Below are 23,205 nucleotides of genomic sequence, written 5' to 3' on the forward strand. Positions count from 1 at the left end.
ATGCGTGCCCGCCCGGTCACGGATACCGCCGATCCGACGAAATGGCGGGAATCGTGATCCTCGGCGCGCCAGGTCCCGTACACCAGAACATGGGTACTTCCGTACGATCCATAGCCGTGACACGCACGGACCCCACGCTGGTGGGCACTCTGCTCGAGGGCCGCTACCGGGTGGACAAGCTGCTCGCACGCGGTGGGATGTCGTCGGTGTACCGCGGCGTCGACACCCGCCTCGACCGCCAGGTCGCCATCAAGATCATGGACCCGCGGTTCGCCGACGACAGGTCGTTCGTCGAGCGGTTCGAGCGGGAGGCCAGGTCGGCGGCCCGGCTTCATCATCCCCACGTGGTGGCGGTGCACGACCAGGGTTTCGACACCCCCGGCGGCGAGGAGTCCGGCCGCGCGTTCCTGGTCATGGAGCTCGTCGACGGCGGGACCCTGCGCGAACTGCTCGCCGAACGCGGTCCGCTGGACATCGCGCTCGCGCTGAGCATCACCGAACCCGTCCTGTCCGCGCTGGCCGCGGCGCACGCCGCCGGCCTGGTGCACCGCGACGTCAAACCGGAGAACGTCCTGATCGGCCGCGGCGGCACGGCGCTTTCGGGCGGCGTGGTCAAGGTGGGCGACTTCGGCCTGGTCCGCGCGGTCGCCAGCGCGGGCACCACCAGTTCGAGCGTCATCCTCGGCACCGTCGCCTACGTCTCGCCCGAACAGGTCGCGACCGGCGCGACCACCTCGCGCGGCGACGTCTACTCGGCCGGGATCCTGCTGTACGAAATGCTCACCGGACGCCCGCCGTACACCGGCGACACCGCGCTTTCGGTGGCGTACCGGCACGTCAACGACGACGTCCCGCGCCCGAGCGAGCTGCGGCCGGGTATCCCGCCGCAGCTGGACGAGCTGATCCTGCGCGCCACGCGCCGCGACCCCGAGCAGCGTCCGGCCGACGCCGCGGCGTTCCTCGCCGAACTGCACCATCTGCGCACCGTCCTGGGTGTCCCGGCCGTCCCGGTGCCCGTACCGCTGCCCGCGGACGCCGACCGGGAGACCGACGCCGAACGCACCACCCCCGGTATCCCCGCCGTCCCGGCGGCGAACCCGGCCTTGGCGACGACGGTGCTGGCCCCGGTCGCCGAGGCGACCATGCCGGTCACGGGACCGCGCGGAACGCAGGCACTGCACCGCGAACCGCATATTCCCGCCACCCAGCCGCCCCGCACGCCTCCGCCCCGGCCCCAACCGGCTGCGGACGGCGAGCAGCCTGGGTCCCGCAAGCGGCTCTACGTCATGATCGCCGCCGCGGTACTGGTCCTCGGCGGCCTGATCGGCGCGTTCGCCTTCATCCTCAACGACACCGGTCCGACGTCGTCGTCCGTGCCGAAACTGGCGGGGATGAACCAGGCCGCCGCCGGCGACGCGCTCCGCTCGGCGAAGCTGACCCCGGCCTACACCGAGGAGTACAGCGACACCGCCGCCCAGCACACGGTGATCCGGTCCGACCCGGCCGAGGGCTCGTCGCTCGCCCCGGGTTCCACGGTCAACGTCGTGCTGTCGAAGGGCCGTCCGATCGTGCCGGACATCCAGGCCGGGACGAGCCCGCAGGACGCGGAGACGGCGATCAAGGCCGCGCAGCTGACCCCGGTCCAGGGCGAGCAGGAGTACAGCGACGTCGCCAAGAACAAGGTGATCCGCGTCGACCCGAGCCCCGGTTCGCAGCTGAACATCGGCGGGCAGGTCACGATCATCCTGTCGAAGGGCCCCGAACCGCTGCCGCCGGTCCCGGACGTCACCGGGCAGAGCAAGGACGCCGCGTTCCAGATCCTGCAGCAGGCGGGCTTCCAGCCGTTCCAGGCGGGCGAGGAGTTCTCCGACCAGTTCGCCGCCGGCCAGGTGATCCGCACCGACCCGAAGGGCGGCGGCAAGGCGAGCAACCGCCGCATCGGGGTGTTCGTTTCGAACGCCGTCGAAGTACCGAACGTGACGTTCAAGCGGATGGAGGAGGCGTTCCAGATCCTGCGGCAGGCGGGGCTGGAGCCCGACCGTCAGGGTCGCGGAAACGGCAACGGGAACGGCGGCGGAAACGGTGGTTTCGACTTCGTCCTGGAGCAGGATCCGAAGCCGGGCACGAAGGTGCCGAAGGGCACGAAAGTGAAGCTCAAGGGCTTCGGGTGACGCGAAAGGTGCGGTGAAACCGTTCAGTACCGGCGTGGTCATCGGATACCGTGAAGCGCATGGTGGTCGTTGACGGCGTGAGCGGCAGGTCGGACAGGTTCACCCCGCGTTCTGCCGCGCCCGGTCCACGATGAGCTTCTTCACCGACGCTCCGCGCAACCGCCCCCTGTTCCCGGTGCCGGAACAGGAGCTGTTCGGCTACAACGGCCGCCCCTGGGTGGAGACGCCGCACGAGTACATCGTCCCGGCGATCCTGCCCTGGTCGATGCCGCTGGGGCGCGCCGAGCGGACCATCGTGGCGCTGCGCGGTATCGAGGTGTGGCCCGAGTCCGTGTCGTTCCAGCTGTCGGTGTACTCGCGTGACCTGCTGCTGGACGAACCCGGCGAAGGCCTGATCGACCATCGCCGGGTCCCTGACTACAACGCGCTGCTGGTCGGAGTGCTCTTCCCCGACGGGAGGCGCGCCAGTTCGGAGACCATCTCCGTGCCGTCGGCCACCAAACCGGATCAGCCGGTGCTGCGCGCGCAGGGGCTGGGCGGTACGGCGTTCCACGTCGACCACGAGATCTTCCTGTGGCCGCTGCCGCCCGACGGGCCACTGGAGCTCATCGTCCAGTGGCTCGACCGCGACATCGAGGAGACGCGCACCGCGCTCGACGGCACCGCGATCCGCGACGCCGCCAAGGAGGCCGGCGAGATCTGGCCCGGCCTGCCCGCGCGGGAGGCGCACGGACTGCCGGTCCGCCGGGTCGGGGCGCAGGCGATGATCACCCCGGCGTGGCCCCGCGAATCGCAGGGCCCGCCGCCCCTGCCCCAACCGCCCCTGCCCCAGCCGCAGCGCGCGCCTTCTCCGCCCGCCGAGGCCGCCGCCCAGCCGCGACGCGGCGCTCCGCTGCCCACCCGGCTCCCGCGCCGGGCCCGCTGAGGGTCCGTAACTCGTATCTCGCGTGATCCTGGCCGTATCTCGCGTGATTGAAGCCGTAACTCACGAGTTACGCCTTCAATCACGTGAGTTACGGCTTCAATCACGCGAGTTACGAGTTCAGCGGAACGCGTCGACGTTCGCCACCGCCCACTCCGCATAGGTGACGCCGGGCCGCCCGGTGAGTTCCTGCACGACGCCTGTCGGCGTGTCGGGGTTTTCGGTGAAGTACGCGAAGCCGTCGAGGAGCCACTCGGCGATCTCCGCCGGGATGCCGGCGGCGGCCCACTGCTTGTTCGCCTCTTCCCGGGTCAGCTCCTCGAAGACCACCTCCTCGCCGAGCGCGGCCGAGATGGCGGCGACCTGTTCGCGCTGGCTGATCGCCGTCGGTCCGCTCAGCGTGTGCTTCTTGCCGACGTGCCCGTCGGTCAGGATGACGTGCGCCGCGACGGCGGCGATGTCCGCGAGGTCGATCGGCGTCATCCGCGCCTCGGGGTAGGCCTCGCGGACCACGCGCTCGGCCTTGATCGTCTCGGCCCAGCCGAGAGTGTTGTTCATGAACGCGCCCGGCCGCAGGAACGTCCAGTCGAAGCCCGCCTCACGGACGGCCTTCTCGATGATCGCGTAGTCCACGCCGCTCGAGTTCTCCGCCGGGTCGTCGGCGTTGCTGCCGGACAGCGCCACCACCCGGCGCACTCCGGCCTCCTTTGCGAGCTTCACGAAGTCGTCCACCTTGGCCGCAAGCGGCGCCAGGTACACGGTTTCGATGCCTTTCAAGGCTTCCGGCAGGGTCTCCGGCTTGCCCAGGTACCCCTTGGCGACCTCCACCTGCGCGGGCAAGGCCGCCTTCGCCGGGTTGACGGTCAGCGCCCGCACCGGCGCCCCGGCCTCCACCAGTTCGTCGACGAGCAGCCTGCCGACGCTGCCGGTCGCACCGGTCACCAGGATCGTCACGATTCCCCACTCCTTTTCGTACGCCCTACGGGATAATCTTAACCGTACCGCATACGAGAATGTAGAATCCAGCTTCACGGCCGAGTGGAGTGTGGATGGACTTCGAGCGCAGCCTCGAACTGTTGTGGCGTGACCGCGGCGAAGCCCGGCAGCCGACCAGGGGGCGGAAGCCGAAACTGACCCTCGACCAGGTGATCGCCACCGCCGTCGCGCTCGCCGACAGCGCGGGCGAGGCGACCGTGTCGATGAGCCAGATCGCCAAGAAGCTCGGCGCCGGCACGATGACGCTCTACACCTACGTCCCGGGCAAGACGGAACTGCTCGACCTCATGGTCGACTCCGTGCTCGCCGAACGGAACCTCCCCGGCCCCGGCGATCCGCGGCCGGACGGCTGGCGCGAGCAGGTGCGGCTCTACGCCGACCGAACCCTGGCCGTCTTCCGGGCGCATCCGTGGCTGCGCTCGACGTCGATGGTGCGGCCGGTGCTCGGCCCCGGGCTGATGGCGGGCCAGGAGTACGTGATCGCGGCGGTGTCGGACATCGGGCTGGAGCCGCGCCAGGCGGCCGCGGCCGCGAACAGCATCGAGATCTACGTGCAGGCCAACGCGACGCTGTTCGCCGAGACCGCGCAGGTCGAACAGGAGACCGGGCAGTCGACCGACGCCTGGTGGGGGCAGCGGTCGGTGTTCTGGGAAAAGTACTTCGACGTGGAACGCCATCCGGCGATGACGCGGATCTGGGAAAGCGGCGGCTACGACGCGGACACCTGCGAAGCCGCCGACGAGACCTTCGCGTTCGGCCTGGAACGCCTGCTGGACGGCATCGAAGCCCTCGTCACCCGCTGAGCATTACCGCATCCAGAGGACGAAACGCGTCAGGAGACGGTCGGCAGATCGGGGGCCGAGACGTCGAAGACCTTGCCCTCGCGGGTGAGCAGCGCGGCCAGGACCTTCGCCTTGCGTTCGGTGTCGGCCGAGGTCCCCCACCGCACGGTCTTCCCGTCGGCCAGCGCGAACTCGACACTTCCGGGGGTCTTCGCCGTCGCGGTGGTGACCTGCTTGAGCAGCTGCTGCGGGATCACCCCGAGGACGCCGGTGACCGCGCGGGTCACCGGGTCGTCGGCCGACACCGACGGCAGCTTCAGCTCGGGCAGCCCGGCGGGCCGCTCCTTGACGGTCTTGAACACCACTCCCCCGCCGTCGACGAGGTGCACGCCGTCGCCGCCGGGCCCGCTGTCGAAGAACGCGATCGCGGTCCGTTCGGTCACCGTGATCTCGAGGGTGCTCGGCCAGGACCGCGAGACGTCGACGGTCGCGATACCGGGCATCTGCGCCACCCGGTCGCGGATGTCGTCGGTGTCCAGGCGCAGCATCGGCTTCTGGTCCGGCACCGCCGCCGCGGCGCGGACCTGGTCCGCGGGCACCGAACTGGCCCCGACGACATCGACCTGCTGCACGCCCAGCATCGAGCTGAACCACAGCAGGTACACGAGGGCGACGACGGTCAGCACCGACAGCAGCGCGACCCAGCGGCGCCGCATCTCCTTGTGCCTGGCCGGCCGGGCGGTGCGGCGGCGGTCGTACACCGACCGCCTGCCGCGCCGTTCCTTCAAGCGCTGAGTCCGCTCAGCGCGGTCCGTGCGCGGACGCCGACCGGGTTCGGCCGGGCGGCGGCGTTCCCCGGTCTGCGGCATGGCTACCCCGCCCGCCGGTCCAGTTCGGCCAGGATCTCCGGGCCGAGCTGCGTGACGTCGCCGGCGCCCATGGTCACCAGCAGGTCACCGGGTTTGACCAGATCCGCCGCGAGCTTCGCCGCGACGTCGAACGCGGGCTGGTAGTGCACCGGGACGCCGGAGATCTGGTCGGCGATGAGCGCGCCGCTCACGCCGGGCTCCGGCTTCTCGCGCGCCCCGAAGACGTCCAGCACGACGACCTCGTCGGCCAGCGACAGCGCGGCCGCGAACTCCTTCGAGAACGTCTTCGTGCGCGAGTACAGATGCGGCTGGAAGACCACGATGACCCGGCCCGGGCCCGCGGCGGTCCGCACCGCGCGCAGCTGCGCGTCGACCTCGGTCGGGTGGTGCGCGTAGTCGTCGTACACGCGGACGTCGCCCGAGCGGCCCTTGAACTCGAACCGCCGCCGGACGCCGCCGAACGCGGCGAGCCCTTCGGCCAGCCCCTCGACCGGCGCGCCGAGCTCGATCCCGGCCAGCAGCGCGGCGATCGCGTTCAGCGCCATATGCTCGCCCGGCACCGCGACCCGCAGGACGATTTCCTCGCCCCGCAACGAGATCCGGACGACGCCGCCGTCCGGGGCTGGCGCGAAGTCCAGGATCTTGGCGTCGTCCGCGCCGGTGACGGAACGCCCGTAGCGGCGGACACGGATGCCCTGCTCGGACGCCCGCGCGCCCAGCTCCGAGGCGCCCTCGTCGTCACCGCAGACGATCAGCAGCCCGCCCGGCACGATCCGGCTTAGGAAATCGCCGAACACCGAGACGTACGCCTCGGCCGTGCCGTGGTGGTCCAGGTGGTCCGGCTCGACGTTGGTCACCACGGCGACAGACGGCGAGTACGCCAGGAACGACCCGTCGCTCTCGTCGGCCTCGGCGACGAAGATCCCGCCTTCGCCGTGGTGCGCGTTGGCGCCCGACTCGTTGAGGTCGCCGCCGATGGCGAACGACGGGTCGAGACGGCACTGCTGCAGCGCGACGGTCAGCATCGACGTCGTCGACGTCTTGCCGTGCGTCCCTGCGATGCAGGCGACGCGGTGCCCCTCCATCAGCCCGGCCAGCGCCTCGGCGCGGTGCAGCACGGTGATCCCGCGTTCCCGCGCGGCCACCAGTTCCGGGTTGTCGTCCTTGATCGCGGTCGACACGATCACCGAGGACGGGCCTTCGGGGAACGCGTCGAGGTTCTCGGCGCGCTGGCCGACGGCGATCTCGGCGCCCTGGGCCCGCAGCGAAAGGAACGCGCGCGACTCCTTGGCGTCGGATCCGGACACCTGGGCCCCGCGGGCCAGCAGGATCCGGGCGATACCGCTCATCCCGGCGCCGCCGATCCCGATCAGATGGGCACGCGTCAGCGTGTCGGGGAGTTGGTCAGGCACCTGCGGCCTCCAGCACGATCTTGGCAAGTGTCTCGTCGGTCCGCGCGATAGCCCAGTCCGGCCGCGGCCGCGCCCCCGATCCGTTGTCAGGCACCTGCGGCCTCCAGCACGATCTTGGCAAGGGTCTCGTCGGCCTCGCGGTGGCCGAGGCCGACCGCGGCCGCACTCATCTTCGCGACCCTGTCGGCGTCGGAAACCAGCGGGATCACCAGCTCCGCGACCTTGGCGGGGGTGAGGTCGGCGTCGTCGACCATCAGCCCGGCACCGGCGTCGACCGCGGGCCGGGCGTTGACCGCCTGTTCGCCGTTGCCGTAGGGCAGCGGGACGAACACGGCGGGCAGGCCGACGGCGGACACCTCGGCGACGGTCATCGCGCCGGAGCGGCACAGCACCGCGTCGGCGGCGGCGTAGGCCAGGTCCATGCGCTCCAGGTACGGCACCGGCACGTACGCGGGCCTCCCGGGGAACTCCTGGACGACCAGCGTGTTCTTCGGCCCGTGGGCGTGCAGGACACCGACACCGGCGTCCGCGAACTCCTTGGCGGCGCCCGAAACGGCATTGTTGATCGACACCGCGCCCTGCGAGCCGCCGAAGACCAGCAGCGTCGGGGCGTCGGGGTCGAGCCCGAAGTGCTCACGGGCTTCGGCGCGCAGCCCGGCCCTGTCGAGCGAGGTGATGGAGCGGCGCAGCGGAATGCCGATGACCTCGGCCTTCGCCAGCGGCGTCCCCGGGACCGCGACGGCGACGCGGACGGCGAACCGCGCGCCGACCTTGTTCGCCAGGCCCGGCTTCTCGTTGGCCTCGTGCACCACGATCGGCGTGCGGCCGCGCGCGGCGAGGTACGCCGGGAGCGCGACGTACCCGCCGAAGCCGACGACGACGTCCGCGCCGACCCGGTCCAGGACCTCACGGGTGCGCTTGACCGCGTCGCGGACCTTCAGCGGCATCTTCAGCAGTTCGGGTGTCGGCTTGCGGGGCATCGGCACCGGCGGGATCAGCTCCAGCGGGTAGCCGCGCGCCGGGACGAGCTTGTTCTCCAGCCCGCGCTCGGTCCCGAGCGCGATCACCTTCGCGTCGGGACGCAGGCGCATCACCGCGTCGGCGAGGGCGAGCGCCGGTTCGATATGCCCTGCGGTACCACCGCCGGCGACCACGACCACCGGTGCCTTGCCGGCGACCTCGCCTGCGGCGCCACCTCTGACGGGGTTGTTCACCTATGACCTCTCCGGTTTGCGGTACCCCGTTTCGCGGTACCGCGGTTCGCCGCCGTTCGCGCGGCCGTCCTCCTGCCGGGTTCCCGTACCGAACGGCGCCGCTCCTGTGCGGGCGAAGGCCTCGCCGTCCTCGGCGCGGGCCTCGCCGCCTTGGCGGCGCCTCCCCTGGCCGCGGTGCCCTTCCGCTTGGCGGGCGGGCGGTACGGCTCGGGCGCGGGAAGCCTCAGCAGGCGTCCGAATTTACCCGGCCCCTGCGAACGCAGTGCGGCCACCGCCTCCGGTTCGTGCCGGGCGGCGTTGGCGAGGATCCCCATGATGAGCATGGTGATCACCAGCGACGTCCCGCCGTAGGAGATCAACGGCAGCGTGACCCCGGTGACCGGCAGCAGGCCGACCACGTAGCCGATGTTGATCCCCGCCTGCGCGACCAGGAAGACGGTCAGCGTGCCGGACACGATACGGATCCACGGGTCGAGGTTGCGGGTGGCGATCCGCAGGCCGACGACGGCGACCCCGGCGAACAGCCCGAGCACCACCACGCAGCCGATGAAGCCGAGTTCCTCGCCGATCAGGGCGAAGATGAAGTCGTTCTGCACGTTCGGCAGGTAGCCCCAGTTGGACTGGCCCTGGCCGAGGCCCTTGCCGAACATCCCGCCGTCGGCGAGCGCGAGTTTCGCCTGGTTGGCCTGGAAGCCGTCCGCGCTGGTGTCGGGGTCGCCGGAGACGAACGACATGACCCGCGCGAGCCGGTACGGCGCGATGATCGCCAGCACCAGGACCCCGGCCAGGCCACCGGCGAGGATGACGCCGAACAGCCGTTTCGGCGCGCCCGCGAACCACAGCAGGGCCATCAGCACCACCGCGAGGGTGATCGTGCCGCCGAGGTCGGGCTGCATCATGACCAGCGCGAACATCAGCAGTGCGATCGGCACGACCGGGACGAGCAGATGGCGCCACTGGTTGATGATGTTGTACTTGATCACCAGGATGTGCGCGCCCCAGAAGGCCAGCGCGACCTTGGCCGCCTCGACCGGCTGGAAGGCGAATCCGCCGAGCCGGAACCAGCCCTGCGAGCCGTTGACCTCGGAGCCGAGCGGGGTCAGCACCAGCACGAGCAGCCCGAGGCAGACCACCGTCGCCGTCGCCGACAGCCTCCGGACGCGTTCCAGCGGGACCCGCAGCCCGACCCAGAACACCACCGCGCCGATCGCGACGAACATGAGGTGCTTGCTGAACTGGGCGTACACGCCGGTGCCGGTCTTGGGGTTGTACGAAGCGACCGAAGACGCGGACAGCACCATCACGATGCCGATCACGGTCAGCACGCCGGTGAGCGCCAGGACCAGGTGGAACGAGGCGAGCGGCCGCGAAAGCCAGGCCGTCAGCGCGGTACGGAAGGCGACGAACGGGCTTTCCTTGCGCTCACGGCGCTTGCGGGGCGGGGCGTCGCGCTTTCTCTCCTCAACCGCCGTCACTGGTCTCCCCCGCACCGTCGCGCAGGACACGGACCGCGCTCGCGAACGCGTCGCCGCGTGCGCCATAGCTCGAGTACATGTCCAACGACGCCGCGGCGGGGGCCAGCAGCACCACATCTCCAGGGCGCGCCAGGGCTCGGGCCGCCTTCACCGCCGCAGTCATGGTGTCATCGTCACCCGAAGGGAGGCTGTTCACCGGGACATCCGGCGCGTGTCGCGCGACAGCGGCGGCGATCACGGGTGAATCGACGCCGAACAGCACGACGCCGCGCAGCCGCCCGGCGATCGAACCGACGAGTTCGTCCACGGAAGCGCCCTTGAGCTGGCCACCGGCGATCCAGACGACGTTCAGATGGGCGCGCAGCGAACCGCTCGCCGCGTGCGGGTTGGTCGCCTTGGAGTCGTTGATGTACCGGACGCCGTCGATCTCGCCGATCTCCTCGGCCCGGTGCGGGGCGGGCCGGTACTCGCGCAGGCCCTTGGCGACGTCCTCGCCGGTGACGCCGTACGCGCGGGCCAGCGCGGCCGCGGCGAGCGCGTTGGAGACGTTGTGCGGGCCGGCGGGCCGCACGTCGGCCAGCGTGCCGAGTTCGTCGGCGCTGGTCGCCGGGTCGGCCACGAAAGCACGGTCGACCAGCAGGTCTTCCACGATCCCGAGTTCGCCGGGGCGCGGGGTGTCCATGCCGAAGGCGATACGGCGGGCGTCCGCGGGCGCGTGCTCGTCGGCGAGCCGGACGGACCACTCCTCGTGGAGGTTGTGCACGACGTTCCGGGAGTGGGTGTGGACCCGCCCCTTCGCGGCCGCGTACTCCTCCATCGAGCCGTGCCAGTCGAGGTGGTCCTCGGCGAGGTTCAGCACCACCGAGGCGAGCGGCGCCAGCGTCGACGACCAGTGCAGCTGGAAGCTCGACAGCTCCACGGCGAGCACCTCGTGCCCGGCCCGCACCGCGTCGAGCACCGCGAAACCGACGTTCCCGCAGGCCACGGCGTCGACACCGGCGGTGCGCAGGATCGACTCCAGCATCCCGACCGTGGTGGTCTTGCCGTTGGTGCCGGTGATCGCGAGCCACACCGGCGGCTTGTCGCGCAGCTGCCCGACGCGCCACGCCAGCTCGACGTCGCCGATCACCTCGATCCCCGCCTCGGCCGCCGCCACCAGCAACGGCGACGTCGGCTTCCAGCCGGGGCTGGTCACGACCAGCTCGACACCTTCGGGCGGCTCGGTCAGGCCCGGCACCAGGTCGGCGCCGAGCCCTTCGAGTTCCGCCAGCCGCTCGGCGTTGCCGTCGGTAACGGTGATCCGCGCGCCCAGATCCGCCAGGACGGGGACGATGGACTTGCCGGTGACCCCGGCTCCGGCGACGAGGACGTGACGCCCGGCCAGTTCCACTTGCTAACCCCCGAGACCGAGCTGCTCGCTGTAGAACAGGCCGAGACCGAACATGCAGCAGATGGCCGAAAGCAGCCAGAACCGGATGATGACGGTGGTTTCGGCCCAGCCCGCGAGCTCGAAGTGGTGATGGAACGGCGCCATCCGGAACAGCCGGCGCCGGGTTGTGCGGAACACCGCGATCTGCGCGACCACCGAGATCATCTCGACCATGAACAGACCACCGATGACGATGGCGAGCAGTTCGGTGCGGGTGGTCATCGACAGACCGGCGACGAGGCCACCGAGGGCCAGCGAACCGGTGTCCCCCATGAAGATCTTCGCCGGTGCCGCGTTCCACCACAGGAAGCCGACACAGGCTCCCGTCGCCGCGGCGGCCACCACGGCCAGGTCCAGCGGGTCACGGACGTCGTAGCAGGCGGCCTGCGGGGTGACCGCGCACGAGAGGCGGGTCTGCCAGAAGGCGATGACGACGTAGGTCGCCAGCACCATCGCCGCGGTGCCGCCGGCGAGACCGTCGAGGCCGTCGGTGAAGTTCACCGCGTTCGACCAGCCGGAGATCACGATGTAGCAGAAGATCACGAAGAACACCGACGGGAAGGTGATCAGCGCGAGGTCCCGCACGTAGGACAGGCTCTCCGACGCCGGGGTGAGCCCGCGTTCGTCGGCGAACTGCAGCGCCAGGATCGCGAAGGCGATCGTGACCACGAGCTGGCCGACCAGCTTCGCGGTCTTGTTCAGGCCGAGGTTGCGCTGCTTGCGGATCTTGATGAAGTCGTCGAGGAAGCCGACGAGCCCGAGGCCGACGGCCAGCAGGAGGACCAGCAGCCCCGAGGCGGACGGGCCGCCGGTGCCGTTGCCGCCGCTGAGCGCGCTGATCAGATGCGCCACGAAATACCCGACGACCATCGCGACGATGATCGCGACACCACCCATCGTCGGGGTACCGCGTTTGGATTTGTGTCCCTGCGGTCCTTCCTCCCGGATCTCCTGGCCGAAGCCCTGCCGGGAGAACACCCGGATCAGATAAGGAGTGAGGAGGATGGAGACCAGCAGGCCCGCCGCGGCCGCGATCAGGATGCTGATCACGCGTCACCACCGTTCGAGCGTTCTTGAGAGGGGGAAGGGGCTACTACAGGGGATTCAGCGTCGGTCACGGGAGCGGCGAGCACGGCGTCGGCGACTCGCCACAGGGCGGCGGCCTTGGACGCCTTCACCAGCACCACGTCTCCCGCGCGGAGCTGATCATGCAGCAGGGCGATGGCGGCCTCGACGTCGGGTACCAGTACCGACTCCTCGCCCCAGGAACCCTCCTGCTGCGCGCCCTGATGGGTCGCCGCGGCCGCCTGGCCGATGACGACGAGCTTGTCGATGTTGAGCCGGACGACGAGCCTGCCGATGCCGTCGTGGGCCTCGACCGAGTTCTCGCCGAGGTCGCCCATCACGCCGAGGACGGCCCAGGAGCGGCGGTTCGCGCTCATCGACGCGAGCGCCTTGAGGGCGGCGCGCATCGACTCTGGGCTGGCGTTGAAGGAGTCGTTGAGGACCGTGACGCCGTCGGCGCGGGTGGTGACCTCCATGCGGCGTTCGGAGCGCCGTTCGAGGCTCGACAGGCGGGCCGCGACCTCCTCGACCGTCGAGCCCATCTCCAGCGCCACGGCGGCCGCGCTGAGCGCGTTCGCGACGTGGTGCTCGCCGTAGAGCGGCAGCTTGACCGGCGCTTCGCCGCTCGGGGTGACCAGCCGGAACGACGCGCGCGCTTCGCCGTCGAGGGTGATGTCGGCCGCGCGGACCTGCGCGGACTCGCTCTCGCCGACGAACACCACGCGGGCCTTCGTCCGGCTCGCCATGGCCGCGACGTACGGGTCGTCGAGGTTCAGGACCGCGACACCGCCGTCCTCCGCGCTCGGCAGCGCCTCGACGAGTTCGCCCTTGCCCTTGGCGATGCCCTCGCGGGAGCCGAACTCGCCGACGTGGGCGGTGCCGACGTTGAGCACGACCCCGATCCGCGGCGGCGCGATGGCCGCCAGTTCGGCGATGTGGCCGGGTCCGCGGGCGGAGAGCTCCAGCACGAGCTGCCGGGTCGTGTCGTCGGCCCGCAGCGCCGTCCAGGGGTGGCCGAGTTCGTTGTTGAACGATCCCGGCGGCGCCACCGTCGGGCCGAGCGGCTCCAGCAACTGGGCGATGATGTCCTTGGTGGAGGTCTTGCCCGCCGAACCGGTGACCCCGACGACGGTCAGGTGGTCGCCCGCGAGCTTCTGGATCACGTGCCGGGCGATCTTGGCGAGCGCGGCCAGCACCGCGGCACCCGCCCCGTCCTTGTCCGAGACCAGGGCGAAGGCCCGCTCGTGCCCCTCGCCCGCCTCCAGCGGCGGAACGATCACGGCCGGGGCGTCGACCTCGCGGGCGGCGAGCACCGCGACGGCGCCCGCCTCGACGGCCCGCGCGGCGAAGTCGTGACCGTCGACCTTCGCCCCGGGCAACGCGATGAACAGACCGCCGGGAGTGACCTCACGGGTGTCGAATTCGACGCTTCCGGTGACCTCGGCGGTCCCGTCGGTCCGATGCAGCCTGCCGCCGACGATGGCGGCGATCTCGGCCAGGCTGAGCACGATCACTCTGACTCCAGACGTCTGCGGATGGCGGAGGCCAGCTCTTCCCGGTCGGAGAACGGGTGCACGACACCCTGGACCTCCTGGCCGGTCTCGTGACCCTTGCCCGCGATGAACACGATGTCGCCGGGCCGGGCCAGCTCGACCGCGTGGATGATGGCTTCCCGGCGGTCGGCGATCTCGACGATCTCGCCGCCGAGGGCCGGCCCGGCGTTGCGGGCACCGGCCAGCATCGCCGCCCGGATCGCGGCCGGGTCCTCCGAACGCGGGTTGTCGTCGGTCACGATCAGGACCTCGCTGCGCCGGACCGCCGCCTCGCCCATCACCGGGCGTTTGGCGGTGTCGCGGTCCCCGCCGCAGCCGAGGACGGTGATGATCCGGCCCTCGGTCCGGGCACGCAGCGCGTCGAGCCCCTGCGCGACGGCGGCGGGCTTGTGCGCGTAGTCGACGACGGCGGTGAACGGCTGGCCGAGGTAGACCCGCTCCATCCGGCCCGGCACCTCGACCGCGGCGAGCCCGGCGACGATGGCGTCGAGCGGGACACCGGCGGTGTTCAGGATCGCGGCCGCGAGCACGGCGTTCGCCACGTTGAACTCGCCCGGCAGCGGGATCTTGGCCGCGGCGGTGAGGCCTTCGGGACCGTGGAGGGTGAAGGTCTGTTCCCCCGCCGGGGTGGGGGTCAGCTCGGTGGCGCGCCACAGCGCGTCCGTGCCCGGCTCGGTGGACACGGTGACCGTGTGCGGGGTGAGGAGTGCCTGGCCCCAGGCGCTGTCGACGACGACCACCTCGGCGGTGGACCGGCCGTCGAACAGCAGCGACTTGGCGGCGAAGTACTCCTCCATGTCCTTGTGGAAGTCCAGGTGGTCTTGGGAGAGGTTGGTGAAGGCGCCGACCGCGAAGCGCGTTCCGTTGACCCGGCCCAGCGACAGCGCGTGGCTGGAGACCTCCATCGGCACGTGCGTGACGCCGCGCTCCACCATCACCGCGAGGAGCGCCTGCAGATCCGGCGCCTCGGGGGTGGTGAACCCGCTGACCAGCCGCTCCCCCGCGATCCGGGTCTCGACCGTGCCGATGAGCCCGGTGGTGAGCCCGGCCGCCTTGAGCCCGGCGTCGACCAGGTACGACGTCGTGGTCTTGCCCGACGTCCCGGTGATGCCGAGGACGGACAGCTCCAGCGACGGCTCGCCGTAGATCCAGGCGGCGATCTCGCCGAGGGCGGCCCGCGGGTCCGGGTGCACCAGGATCGGCACGCCGGCGTCGCGGAGCACGGGGCGCTCGGCGCCGGCCTCGTCGGTGAGCACGGCGGCCGCGCCGGCCGCGATGGCCTGATCGCTGAAGTCCGCGCCGTGGGCGCGGGCGCCGGGAAGCGCGGCGAAGAGGTCACCGGGGAGGACGTGCTGCGCGCGCAGCGTGCTGCCCGTGACCGTCAGCTCGGCCGCGGCCGGGTAGTCGTCGCCGCCCACCACGAGCCGCGCGCCCGCCCTGGCGAGCAGCGTGCCCAGCGGCATCGGCTCGATCCTGGCCGGGCGAGGGGGTGCGGCGACGGCCTTGACCGGGCTGTCCGGGACCTGGGCAGCCGACGCGCCGGACCCGCTTTCGACGGCGGGACCGCTGCGGGGATCTGAAGTAGGCACCGACACAGCAAAGGAGGTTACCGGCGCGGCATTCGGGTGACTGAAGCGGTGCGGGGTGTGAGCGCGGCGATCATGCTCGTGGTATTGGGTTTCGCGGGCTCTCCTTGGCACGCAAGGGCTTCCGACTGTCGCTTGAGGACTTCGCCGCGCGCGGGCCCGCGTTCCCGCACGATGCTCAGCGCGGAGACCCGTTCACGCACAGCGACGATCACGATCGGTCGCTCCGGTGTCGGTCACGGAGGTTGCGAAAGCCACTTTCGCAACGTTCAAGGTTGCGAAAGTGGCTTTCGCAACGTGGGTGCCGGGCCGCTCAGCCGCGGTGACCGAAGCCGTAACTCGCGTGCTTGAAGCCGTAACTCGCGTGTCTGGAGGCGTATTTCGCGAGTTACGCCTTCAAGCACGCGAGTTACGCCTTCGATCACGCGAGTTACGTCAGGAGAGCACCAGCGGAACCTGGGGCGACGGGCCGTCCGAAAGCGGGATCTGGAACCGCTGCGCCAGGTACGCGGCCACCGAGTGGAACAGCGGCGCGGCCGAGAGCCCCTGCTGCAGGGTGGCGTCCGGGGCGTCGAGCCGGATGCCGATCACGAAGCGCGGGTTGTCGGCGGGCAGGATCCCGGCGAAGGTGATGTTGTACAGGTGGTTGCTGTACGTCTTCGTCTGCGGGTCGACCTGCTGGCCGGTGCCCGTCTTCCCCGAGATCTGGTAGCCCTCCAGCGCTGCCTTCGGCCCGGTGCCGCTCTGCTGTCCGCGGCCCTTCTGCGTGACGGCGCGCATCATGTCGCGCACTGTCTTCGCCGCCTGCGGGCTGATGACCTGGACGGTCTTCGGCGCCGGTTCGGGGACGACGGTCCCGTCCGGATTGACCTTCGCCTTGACCACCCGGGGTTCCACGCGCAGCCCGTCGTTCGCGATGGCCTGGTACATCCCGGCCATCTGCACGACGGTCATCGAAAGACCCTGCCCGATCGGCAGGTTCCCGAAGGTCGTGGCCGACCACTGGTTGCGCGGCGGGACGACACCGGGGCTCTCGCCGGGGAGGCCGAGACCCGTGCGCTGGCCGAGCCCGAACTTCTTCAGCAGGTCCGCGTACCGGTCCTCACCGAGTTTCTGCGCCAGCAACAGCGTGCCGACGTTCGACGACTTCGCGAAGATGCCGGTGGTGGTGAACTGCTGCGTGCCGTGATGCCAGGCGTCCTTGACGATCTTGTCCGCCACCTGCAGCGAGCCCGGCACCGGCAGGGACGCCTCCGGCGTGGTGATCCCCGCGTCGATCGCGCCGGCGGCGGTGACGATCTTGTTCACCGAACCGGGTTCGAACGGCGTGGTCACCGCGCGGTTGTTCAGGTTCTCGGTCTCGCTGCGCGAAGCCGGGTCGTTGAGGTTGACGGTCTTGTCGTTGGCCAGCGCGTAGACCTCACCGGTCTTGGAGTCCAGGATCACCGCCTGGCCGCCCTTGGCCTTCGACTTGACGACGTACTCGCTCAGCTGCCGCTGCAGTTCGTACTGCAGGTCCGTGTCGATCGTGAGCTGCAGGTCCGAACCGGGGACGGCGTTCTGGATGTCCCGCTCGGTGCCTGGGATGACGAGGTTGTCGTTGCCGTTACGGGTGTTGACGATCTTGCGGCCCGGCGTTCCGGCGAGGTCGTTGTCCCGCGAGGCTTCGAGGCCGTAGCCACCGTGCAGGTTGTGCTTGGAGACGTCCTTGTCGTCGGTGCGCCAGTTCGCGTAGCCGACGATGTTCGCGCCGATCGAGTCACCGGGGTACTCCCGCTTCGAGCGCTTCTCGACGCTGATCCACGGGTATTCCTTGACGATCGCCTCGGCGACCGAAGGTTCGATGTCGTGGACCAGGTAGGTGAACCCGTCCGGCTTGTGGAACTTGTCCAGCAGTTCCTTCTCGGTGATCACGCCGGGCAGCTTGGCCGCGATCAGTTTCGCCGCGCCCGCCACCTCGGACTCGAAGTTCTTGCCCTTGGTGGGATTCTTCGCGGCGAAGTCGTCCATCGTCTTGCGAACCCAGTTCAGGCTCACGGCGAGCGTGCGCACCTCGACACTGAACGCGATCTTCGTGCCGTTGCGGTCCAGGATGGACCCGCGCTGCGCGGGACTTTCGATCACCGACGTCCGCTGCCGCTCCGCCGCTTCGGAGAGCGCGCCGGCCTCGAACCACTGCACCTGCACCAGTTTGAGGCCGGCGAGCACCATCACGACGATCAGCAGGATCCGGACGCCGGTGAACCGGCTCCGGTTCCCCCCGTTGCCCCGGCGGGCGGTGGCACGACGGGTCCCGGCGGCGTAGGTCCGCCGCGCGCTCCCCGCCGACCGGACCCTGGCCTGTGCCGGGCGGCCGGGCGACATCACTGACCTCCCTGCGCCGGGGCCGCGTTCTCCTGCGGCACCGCGGGCTGGTCACCTTCGTACGGCGTGCCCTGCTGCGTTCCCTCGGCGGGCGGCGGCGCCGTCGACTCGGCCGAGGCGGCGGGCGCTTCGGCTTCGGCCTTCTTCGGCTCACCGACCACTGTGGACTTTCCGTCCGGGCCGACCACGATATGCGCGGGGTCGCCGCCGGGCACCATGCCCAGTTCCCTGGCCTTGGGCGCCAGCGATGCGGGCGACTCGGCCTTCGCGACCTCGCGCTGCAGCCGTTCCTTCGCCTCGGCGAGCCCGGCGTTGGTCGTGCGGAGTTGTTCGAGCCGGTACGAATCGGCGATGGCCTGCGTGGTCAACCACAGCGTGCACGCCACGCCGACGGCCAGCATGCCCATCATCATCAGCACGAACGACGCCCGCGAACGCGGCCAGCGCAGCGAGAGCTTCTTCTTCGGCTCTTCTTTGCCCGCACCGCCTTCCGCGTCGGGACGGTTGCGCTGCTGGTCTCGCTGCAGCAGGTCGGCGCGCTGAGCGCGGCGGGCGTAGGCGCGTTCGGCCGCCGAAGTGCGGCCGCGGGAGGCACGGGTGGACTTCGTGGTCTCGGTGGTTTCGGGCGTCTGCTCGACCGTGCTGGTCGCGCGGGCACGCCGTCCGGGCGCCGGTGTCCGGCGGCCGCGGGACTTCGCGGGAGCGGTCATCGTGCTCGGTCTCCGATCCGTTCGGCGGCGCGCAGCCGCACGGAGGCGGCCCGCGTGTTCAGTTCGGTCTCCGCCTCGCCGGCCTTCTCGGCCCCTCTGGTGAGCAGTTTCAGTTCCGGGCCGTGGCCCGGCAGTTCCACCGGAAGCCCTTCCGGCGTCCGGGATTTCGCCAGTTCCGCGAAGGCCTGCTTGACCAGCCTGTCTTCGAGGGACTGATAGGACTCCACGACGATGCGGCCGCCGACGGCGAGCGAGGACAACGCCCGCGGCATCGCGCGCCGCAGCACCTCCAGCTCGCCGTTGACCTCGATCCGCAACGCCTGGAAGGTGCGCTTCGCCGGATGCCCGCCGGTGCGCCTGCTCGCCGCGGGGACCGCGTCGTACAGCAGCTCCACCAGGCGCCCGCTGCGGGTGAAGGGTTCCTTCTCTCGTTCCGCCACAACGGCTTTGACGATCCGCTGGGCGAACCGTTCCTCGCCGTAGTCGCGCAGGATCCGGATCAGCTCGCCGGGGGCGTAGGTGTTGAGCACGTCGGCCGCGGTGAACCCGGTGGTCGGATCCATCCGCATGTCGAGCGGGGAATCCTTGGAGTAGGCGAAACCGCGCTCGGCACGGTCGAGCTGCATCGAGGAGACCCCGAGGTCGAAGAGGATCCCGTCCACTCTAGACAGTCCGAGACCCTGCAGCGCGGACGGCATCTCGTCGTAGACGGCGTGCACGAAGTCGACCCGGTCACCGTGGCGTGCGAGCCGTTTCGCGGAGAGTTCCAGCGCGTTGGGGTCGCGGTCGAGGGCGACCAGGCGCAGCAAGGGGAACGCGGTGAGCAGCGCGTCGGAATGACCGCCGAGTCCGACGGTCGCGTCGACCAGCACGGCCTCGCGGTCGGAGAAGACCGGCGCGAACAGCTCGACGATGCGGTCCAGCAGCACCGGTACGTGCTCGTGTTCGTCTGCCATGTCTTCCCCCCTTTCCTGTAGTGCCGGGGAAGATGCCGGATGCCGTCAGGTCCCTGTCCGCCCGCCTGCTGACCTGGTACCGGGGAAGGTGTACCAGGGCCACTGAGCGGACAGAGGCCTCACGGCATCCGTGTGGACGGTTTCCGGAGTGTCCGAAGCGTGAACCCGCGCCCCCCGACGGCGTGGGTGCTTCCTCGGCCACGTCTAGAAGACGCCCGGCAGAACTTCCTCTCGAGCCTTCGCGTAGCTGTCCTCGTGTTCGTCCAGGTAGCCCTGCCACGCTTGGGCGTCCCAGATCTCGAGCCTGGTGATCGCCCCGATCACCACGCACTCCTTGTTCAGCCCGGCGTAGCGTCGGAGCTCGGACGCGATCGCGATACGTCCTTGCCCGTCCGGGCGTTGTTCGTCCGTCCCGGCGAAGAGATAACGCTGGTAGGCCCGGACCGCCTCGTTCGTGAACGGGGCGTCGGCGACCTTCCTCGCCATCTGCTCGAACTCGGCCCGGGGAAAGACGAAGAGACAGTGATCCTGCCCCTTGGTGACCATCAGCCCACCGGCGAGCGCGTCGCGGAACTTCGCGGGCAGCGTGAGCCGCCCTTTGTCGTCCAGTTTCGGGGTGTGGGTGCCGAGGAACACCGGCTCCACCTCCCTACCGATCCCGGCTGCGAACAACCGAGCTCGGCCACGGGGCTCCCTTCTGCCCCACTGCGCACCACCGTACCCCACTTTTCACCACAGTCAACGCGGCAAAAGCCGCGACCACTCCGTCGTGTCAGACGTTTTCGCTGGTCAGCCAAGTGGGGCCAGGTGGGGGCTCGGTGGGGGACGGTGGCCAAGATCCCCCTGGGCGGGTATCGAAGCAACCTCATCCATGCCTGAGACGTCCGGAAATCGGCAGCCGGAACCCTGCTGTGGGGCGGAGTGGGGGTGAAAGTGGGGAATCCGGTGGGGCGCGGTGGGGATGGCCGGGGACATTGTGGAGGGTGACGACGTCGGGTCATCCCACGACCCGTGTCGACAAAGGACAGCGGTCCCGTCCTCGTGAGGGGTAAGGACCGTTCTAACCGTCCTTACCACTCACGAGGCTCAGCACCGGCGATGTCACGTGACCGACCGGACGACATGCGCGGCCGGGGGTGCGGCGAGAGCCGTCCGCCTGCTCACGCGCGTCGTCCGTCCAATCACGCGCGTCGTCCGCGCACCGGCAGAACGTACGTCAGCGGCGGCCACGCTTGCGGCGGCGTCCATTCATCCCCGACGTGGCCCGACGGCGGACACCGCGCCAATCCTTGGGTTTCTCCTTCGGTTCGGGCAGGAGCCGGCCGAGACGGCCACCTACCCAGAACCCCGCGGCCCAGCCGGGGATCACGCTGACGAAGACGAGAAGGATCCACCAGCCGTCGGCCACCGGCCACATCGGCCGGTCGACCGGGACCACTGAAGACCCGCTTCGCGAGCTGTTCTTCTTCCGGTACTTGTACTCCTCCACCGGCACGCTGCCCGAAAGCGCCGAAACGGAGGTGATCACCGTGGCGGAGACCTGTTCTCCACCCTCGGGAACGTCGTGCCACCGGACTTCCGCCTCGCACGAGTACGTCATCCACAGGTGGATCGCGTTCCGCTCGCATCGCTCGACCTGAGCGGTACCGGCCCGGGTAAGCGTGCCCCACGGCTCGAACCCGGCCACCCACTGCAGGGAGAACATCAGCCACAAGGTGAGGAGCACGCCGACGGCGCCCATCACGCCTGGAGGCCACCACCGAGTCCGGCGGCTAGCCGTCGAGCGATCAGCCATCGTCGTCGAGCGAGCCGCTGATCCGGCCGCTGTTGGGCGGCGTGACCCGGCCGCGTTCAGAAGAGCCGCCGCTGTACTGGTTGTAGTCCGCGGCAGCCGCCTTTCCCGCCTCCTTGGCGGCCTTGAGTCCAGTGTTGTCGGCGATCTTGCCCAAGGTCGTGTTCTCCATGCGGTCTTTCGCGCCGCGAAGGTACTTGAGGTTGTCGCCTTGGAGGCCGTCCAGCGTCTTGTCGCTCGCCTTGATCGCCTTGTTCGCCTCCCGCCCCAGTTCGGATGACTTCCGTCCCAGCGCCCGCGCCGCCTCGCGAGCACGCTCACTCGATCCTTCGAACCGCTTCACGAACTTCTGGATCGCGCTGAGCAGTTTGCCGAGCTTCTTCTGGATCTTCGCCATCACCTTCACGGCATCGGCGAAGATGCTCGCGGTGAAGGCCGCCACCGAGCCGCCCAAGGTGAACCACGACGACGCGAGCGCGAGCAGCGCACGGGTAATCACATCGCTGATGAAGGTCGCGATGATGTCGAAGATCAGCGCCCGCGCGGTGGCCACCACCATGCCGCCGGTGGTGATCCATTGCGCCGAGTCCTTCGCTTCGGCCGCGACGTCACGCAAAGACTGCGTGTATTGCAGCGCGACCCTTCGGTAGGCGATGGCCGCGTCGCCATCCCAGCCGGACGTCGTGGACAGTGCCCCTTCGTAGTCCCCTGCCACGGCTTCGAGTTCGGCGGCGATGTTGTTCCAGGTCTGCGCCGCCTGCTGGACCAGATCGGGATAACCGGTCAGGATCTCCAGCGGTTCGCGGATGAAGTCGAGATTCTCCATCAGCCAGCCGACGCCGGCCTTCACCAGCTCACCGAGTGGGTTCAGGACCATCGACAGTACGTCCAGTCCGAAGGAGACGCCGTCCATCGCGACCGCGAACGCGTCGAGGTCTTCGCCCTTCGTCCCTTTGTAGATGTCTCCGACGACACTCGAGCCGCTGTCGAAAACACCCCCGCCCTTGAACGGCTCGGACTTGTCCTCCTTCTTCGCTATCAGGTCTTCGCTCACAGCTTCTTCCCCAGGTCCCGGCTGAGCTGCGCCGCGTCGTCGTCGATCTTCGTGTAGTCCGTGGCGGCCTTGTGCAGCGCTTCCGACAACGCGCTCCCGAGGTTCGCCGCGCTGGTCATCAGCTCGTCCGCGTCGCCTTGGGCCAGCTGCAGGACGCCGCCGACGGGCACCGCGCACAACAGGCCATAGCCCTGGAAGCCGCCCATCCCGACCTGGTTCGCCGCCGAGGCCGCGCCGCGGATGCGGTCCGCGAGGTCGGAGACCTGGTCCGCGTGCGCCTTGAGCCGTTCCGGCGAGACGCCGTATCCCGGCCCGCTCACGAGCGGCCGGTCCAGTCGACGTGCTGGAAGTCTTCACCATCGTCGTCATCCGAAACGGGACGAGACGGCCTTGGCTTCGCGGGAGGAGCGGGAGGTGGCTCGGACGGCACGCCGAAGCGCGCGGAGTCGTCCGGTTCCGGCGCGGGCTGCTGCTCCTCGCGCGGCGGCAGGGTGCTCTTGATGAAGTCGACCGCGTCGGAGTCTTCGCCGGTCAGGCCGGCCATGATCTCCAGGGTCCGGTCCGCGGCCCTGGTGGTCGCCTTGCGGTAGGTGCTCATGATCAGCGAGGCGAGCTGAGCGGGCGGCCGTTCCTGCGCTTGCGGGGACAGTGAGAGCGAGGTGAGGCCACCACCGGGGTTGACGGTCACGGTGACCAGCCGATCCGGGCTGCTCAGGGTGACGACGTTGTTCTCCAGATCGGCTTTCGCCTGTTCCGCCTTTGCGAGTAGGGCGGCGCTGCGCCGCTCCTGGTCGCGCATCCACTCCTGCGGATCGCGTACGTTGCCACCGAATGGCACGGTCATTCCGAACCCCC

The 23,205-nt window shown here is 70.1% G+C and carries 20 protein-coding genes; 3 read left to right on the plus strand and 17 right to left on the minus strand.

Features of this window, described 5'->3' with window-relative positions; genetic code table 11:
* Positions 1 to 116: 116 nt before the first annotated feature.
* Together NQK81_RS10820 and NQK81_RS10825 are read left to right on the plus strand one after the other, a co-directional pair.
* Entirely contained in the window at positions 117 to 2,171 is a 2,055-nt protein-coding gene (locus NQK81_RS10820) for a PASTA domain-containing protein (protein ID WP_257488068.1), read from the plus strand.
* A 130-nt stretch (positions 2,172 to 2,301) separates the two neighbouring features.
* On the plus strand, positions 2,302 to 3,096 hold the full coding sequence (locus NQK81_RS10825; RefSeq protein WP_257488069.1) for a hypothetical protein: 795 nt from the start codon (positions 2,302 to 2,304) through the stop codon (positions 3,094 to 3,096).
* A 117-nt stretch (positions 3,097 to 3,213) separates the two neighbouring features.
* Here the strand turns inward: NQK81_RS10825 and NQK81_RS10830 are convergent, their stop codons facing one another.
* Positions 3,214 to 4,047 carry an NAD(P)H-binding protein gene (locus tag NQK81_RS10830; RefSeq protein ID WP_192745602.1) on the minus strand — a complete coding sequence of 278 codons (834 nt, stop codon included), beginning with the start codon at positions 4,045 to 4,047 and terminating at the stop codon, positions 3,214 to 3,216.
* A gap of 95 nt (positions 4,048 to 4,142) precedes the next feature.
* On the opposite strand from NQK81_RS10830, the gene NQK81_RS10835 reads away from it, so the two are divergent.
* The gene (locus tag NQK81_RS10835; protein ID WP_126734963.1) at positions 4,143 to 4,892 is read left to right on the plus strand and encodes a TetR/AcrR family transcriptional regulator; all 750 of its coding nucleotides are present in this window, start codon (positions 4,143 to 4,145) and stop codon (positions 4,890 to 4,892) included.
* 29 nt (positions 4,893 to 4,921) lie between these two features.
* On the opposite strand, the gene NQK81_RS10840 is transcribed toward NQK81_RS10835, so the two are convergent.
* The 16 genes from NQK81_RS10840 to NQK81_RS10915 all read right to left on the minus strand — a co-directional run bounded on the left by NQK81_RS10840 (position 4,922) and on the right by NQK81_RS10915 (position 23,194).
* Positions 4,922 to 5,740: a cell division protein FtsQ/DivIB gene (locus NQK81_RS10840; RefSeq protein WP_257488070.1), complete on the minus strand. Its 819-nt coding sequence runs from the start codon at positions 5,738 to 5,740 to the stop codon at positions 4,922 to 4,924.
* Between the two features lie 2 nt (positions 5,741 to 5,742).
* Positions 5,743 to 7,152 (minus strand): UDP-N-acetylmuramate--L-alanine ligase, encoded by a 1,410-nt coding sequence (gene murC / locus NQK81_RS10845; RefSeq protein ID WP_257488071.1) that lies wholly within the window; start codon positions 7,150 to 7,152, stop codon positions 5,743 to 5,745.
* Positions 7,153 to 7,238: 86 nt separating this feature from the next.
* Positions 7,239 to 8,366, minus strand: a complete 1,128-nt coding sequence (gene murG / locus NQK81_RS10850) for an undecaprenyldiphospho-muramoylpentapeptide beta-N-acetylglucosaminyltransferase (RefSeq protein WP_126734966.1) — start codon at positions 8,364 to 8,366, stop codon at positions 7,239 to 7,241.
* Complete coding sequence (gene ftsW, locus NQK81_RS10855; protein WP_126734967.1) at positions 8,363 to 9,841, minus strand: putative lipid II flippase FtsW; 1,479 nt, start codon at positions 9,839 to 9,841, stop codon at positions 8,363 to 8,365. The genes murG and ftsW overlap by 4 nt, the downstream gene beginning before the upstream one ends.
* Positions 9,828 to 11,231, minus strand: a complete 1,404-nt coding sequence (gene murD, locus NQK81_RS10860; RefSeq protein WP_257488072.1) for a UDP-N-acetylmuramoyl-L-alanine--D-glutamate ligase — start codon at positions 11,229 to 11,231, stop codon at positions 9,828 to 9,830. The genes ftsW and murD overlap by 14 nt, the downstream gene beginning before the upstream one ends.
* A 3-nt stretch (positions 11,232 to 11,234) precedes the next feature.
* Positions 11,235 to 12,320, minus strand: a complete 1,086-nt coding sequence (gene mraY / locus NQK81_RS10865) for a phospho-N-acetylmuramoyl-pentapeptide-transferase (RefSeq protein WP_016332673.1) — start codon at positions 12,318 to 12,320, stop codon at positions 11,235 to 11,237.
* Complete coding sequence (locus tag NQK81_RS10870) at positions 12,317 to 13,849, minus strand: UDP-N-acetylmuramoyl-tripeptide--D-alanyl-D-alanine ligase (protein ID WP_257488073.1); 1,533 nt, start codon at positions 13,847 to 13,849, stop codon at positions 12,317 to 12,319. Before NQK81_RS10870 ends, mraY begins: the two co-directional genes overlap by 4 nt.
* On the minus strand, positions 13,846 to 15,351 hold the full coding sequence (locus NQK81_RS10875) for a UDP-N-acetylmuramoyl-L-alanyl-D-glutamate--2,6-diaminopimelate ligase (RefSeq protein ID WP_257489736.1): 1,506 nt from the start codon (positions 15,349 to 15,351) through the stop codon (positions 13,846 to 13,848). Before NQK81_RS10875 ends, NQK81_RS10870 begins: the two co-directional genes overlap by 4 nt.
* A 558-nt stretch (positions 15,352 to 15,909) precedes the next feature.
* Entirely contained in the window at positions 15,910 to 17,838 is a 1,929-nt protein-coding gene (locus tag NQK81_RS10880) for a peptidoglycan D,D-transpeptidase FtsI family protein (protein ID WP_257488074.1), read from the minus strand.
* On the minus strand, positions 17,838 to 18,548 hold the full coding sequence (ftsL, locus tag NQK81_RS10885) for a cell division protein FtsL (RefSeq protein ID WP_126734971.1): 711 nt from the start codon (positions 18,546 to 18,548) through the stop codon (positions 17,838 to 17,840). The genes NQK81_RS10880 and ftsL overlap by 1 nt, the downstream gene beginning before the upstream one ends.
* Complete coding sequence (rsmH, locus tag NQK81_RS10890; RefSeq protein ID WP_034312074.1) at positions 18,545 to 19,504, minus strand: 16S rRNA (cytosine(1402)-N(4))-methyltransferase RsmH; 960 nt, start codon at positions 19,502 to 19,504, stop codon at positions 18,545 to 18,547. Before rsmH ends, ftsL begins: the two co-directional genes overlap by 4 nt.
* Positions 19,505 to 19,708: 204 nt before the next feature.
* The gene (gene mraZ, locus NQK81_RS10895) at positions 19,709 to 20,140 is read right to left on the minus strand and encodes a division/cell wall cluster transcriptional repressor MraZ (RefSeq protein ID WP_005156436.1); all 432 of its coding nucleotides are present in this window, start codon (positions 20,138 to 20,140) and stop codon (positions 19,709 to 19,711) included.
* Positions 20,141 to 20,720: 580 nt separating this feature from the next.
* Positions 20,721 to 21,245 carry a DUF6346 domain-containing protein gene (locus tag NQK81_RS10900; RefSeq protein ID WP_257489737.1) on the minus strand — a complete coding sequence of 175 codons (525 nt, stop codon included), beginning with the start codon at positions 21,243 to 21,245 and terminating at the stop codon, positions 20,721 to 20,723.
* 46 nt (positions 21,246 to 21,291) lie between these two features.
* Positions 21,292 to 22,350 carry a WXG100 family type VII secretion target gene (locus NQK81_RS10905; RefSeq protein WP_257488075.1) on the minus strand — a complete coding sequence of 353 codons (1,059 nt, stop codon included), beginning with the start codon at positions 22,348 to 22,350 and terminating at the stop codon, positions 21,292 to 21,294.
* A complete protein-coding gene (locus NQK81_RS10910) occupies positions 22,347 to 22,670 on the minus strand; it encodes a type VII secretion target (RefSeq protein ID WP_126734973.1) in 324 nt (107 codons plus the stop codon). The genes NQK81_RS10905 and NQK81_RS10910 overlap by 4 nt, the downstream gene beginning before the upstream one ends.
* A complete protein-coding gene (locus tag NQK81_RS10915) occupies positions 22,667 to 23,194 on the minus strand; it encodes a YbaB/EbfC family nucleoid-associated protein (protein WP_257488076.1) in 528 nt (175 codons plus the stop codon). The genes NQK81_RS10910 and NQK81_RS10915 overlap by 4 nt, the downstream gene beginning before the upstream one ends.
* Positions 23,195 to 23,205 lie beyond the last annotated feature (11 nt).

The organism is Amycolatopsis roodepoortensis (assembly GCF_024628825.1).
Taxonomy (GTDB): domain Bacteria; phylum Actinomycetota; class Actinomycetes; order Mycobacteriales; family Pseudonocardiaceae; genus Amycolatopsis; species Amycolatopsis roodepoortensis.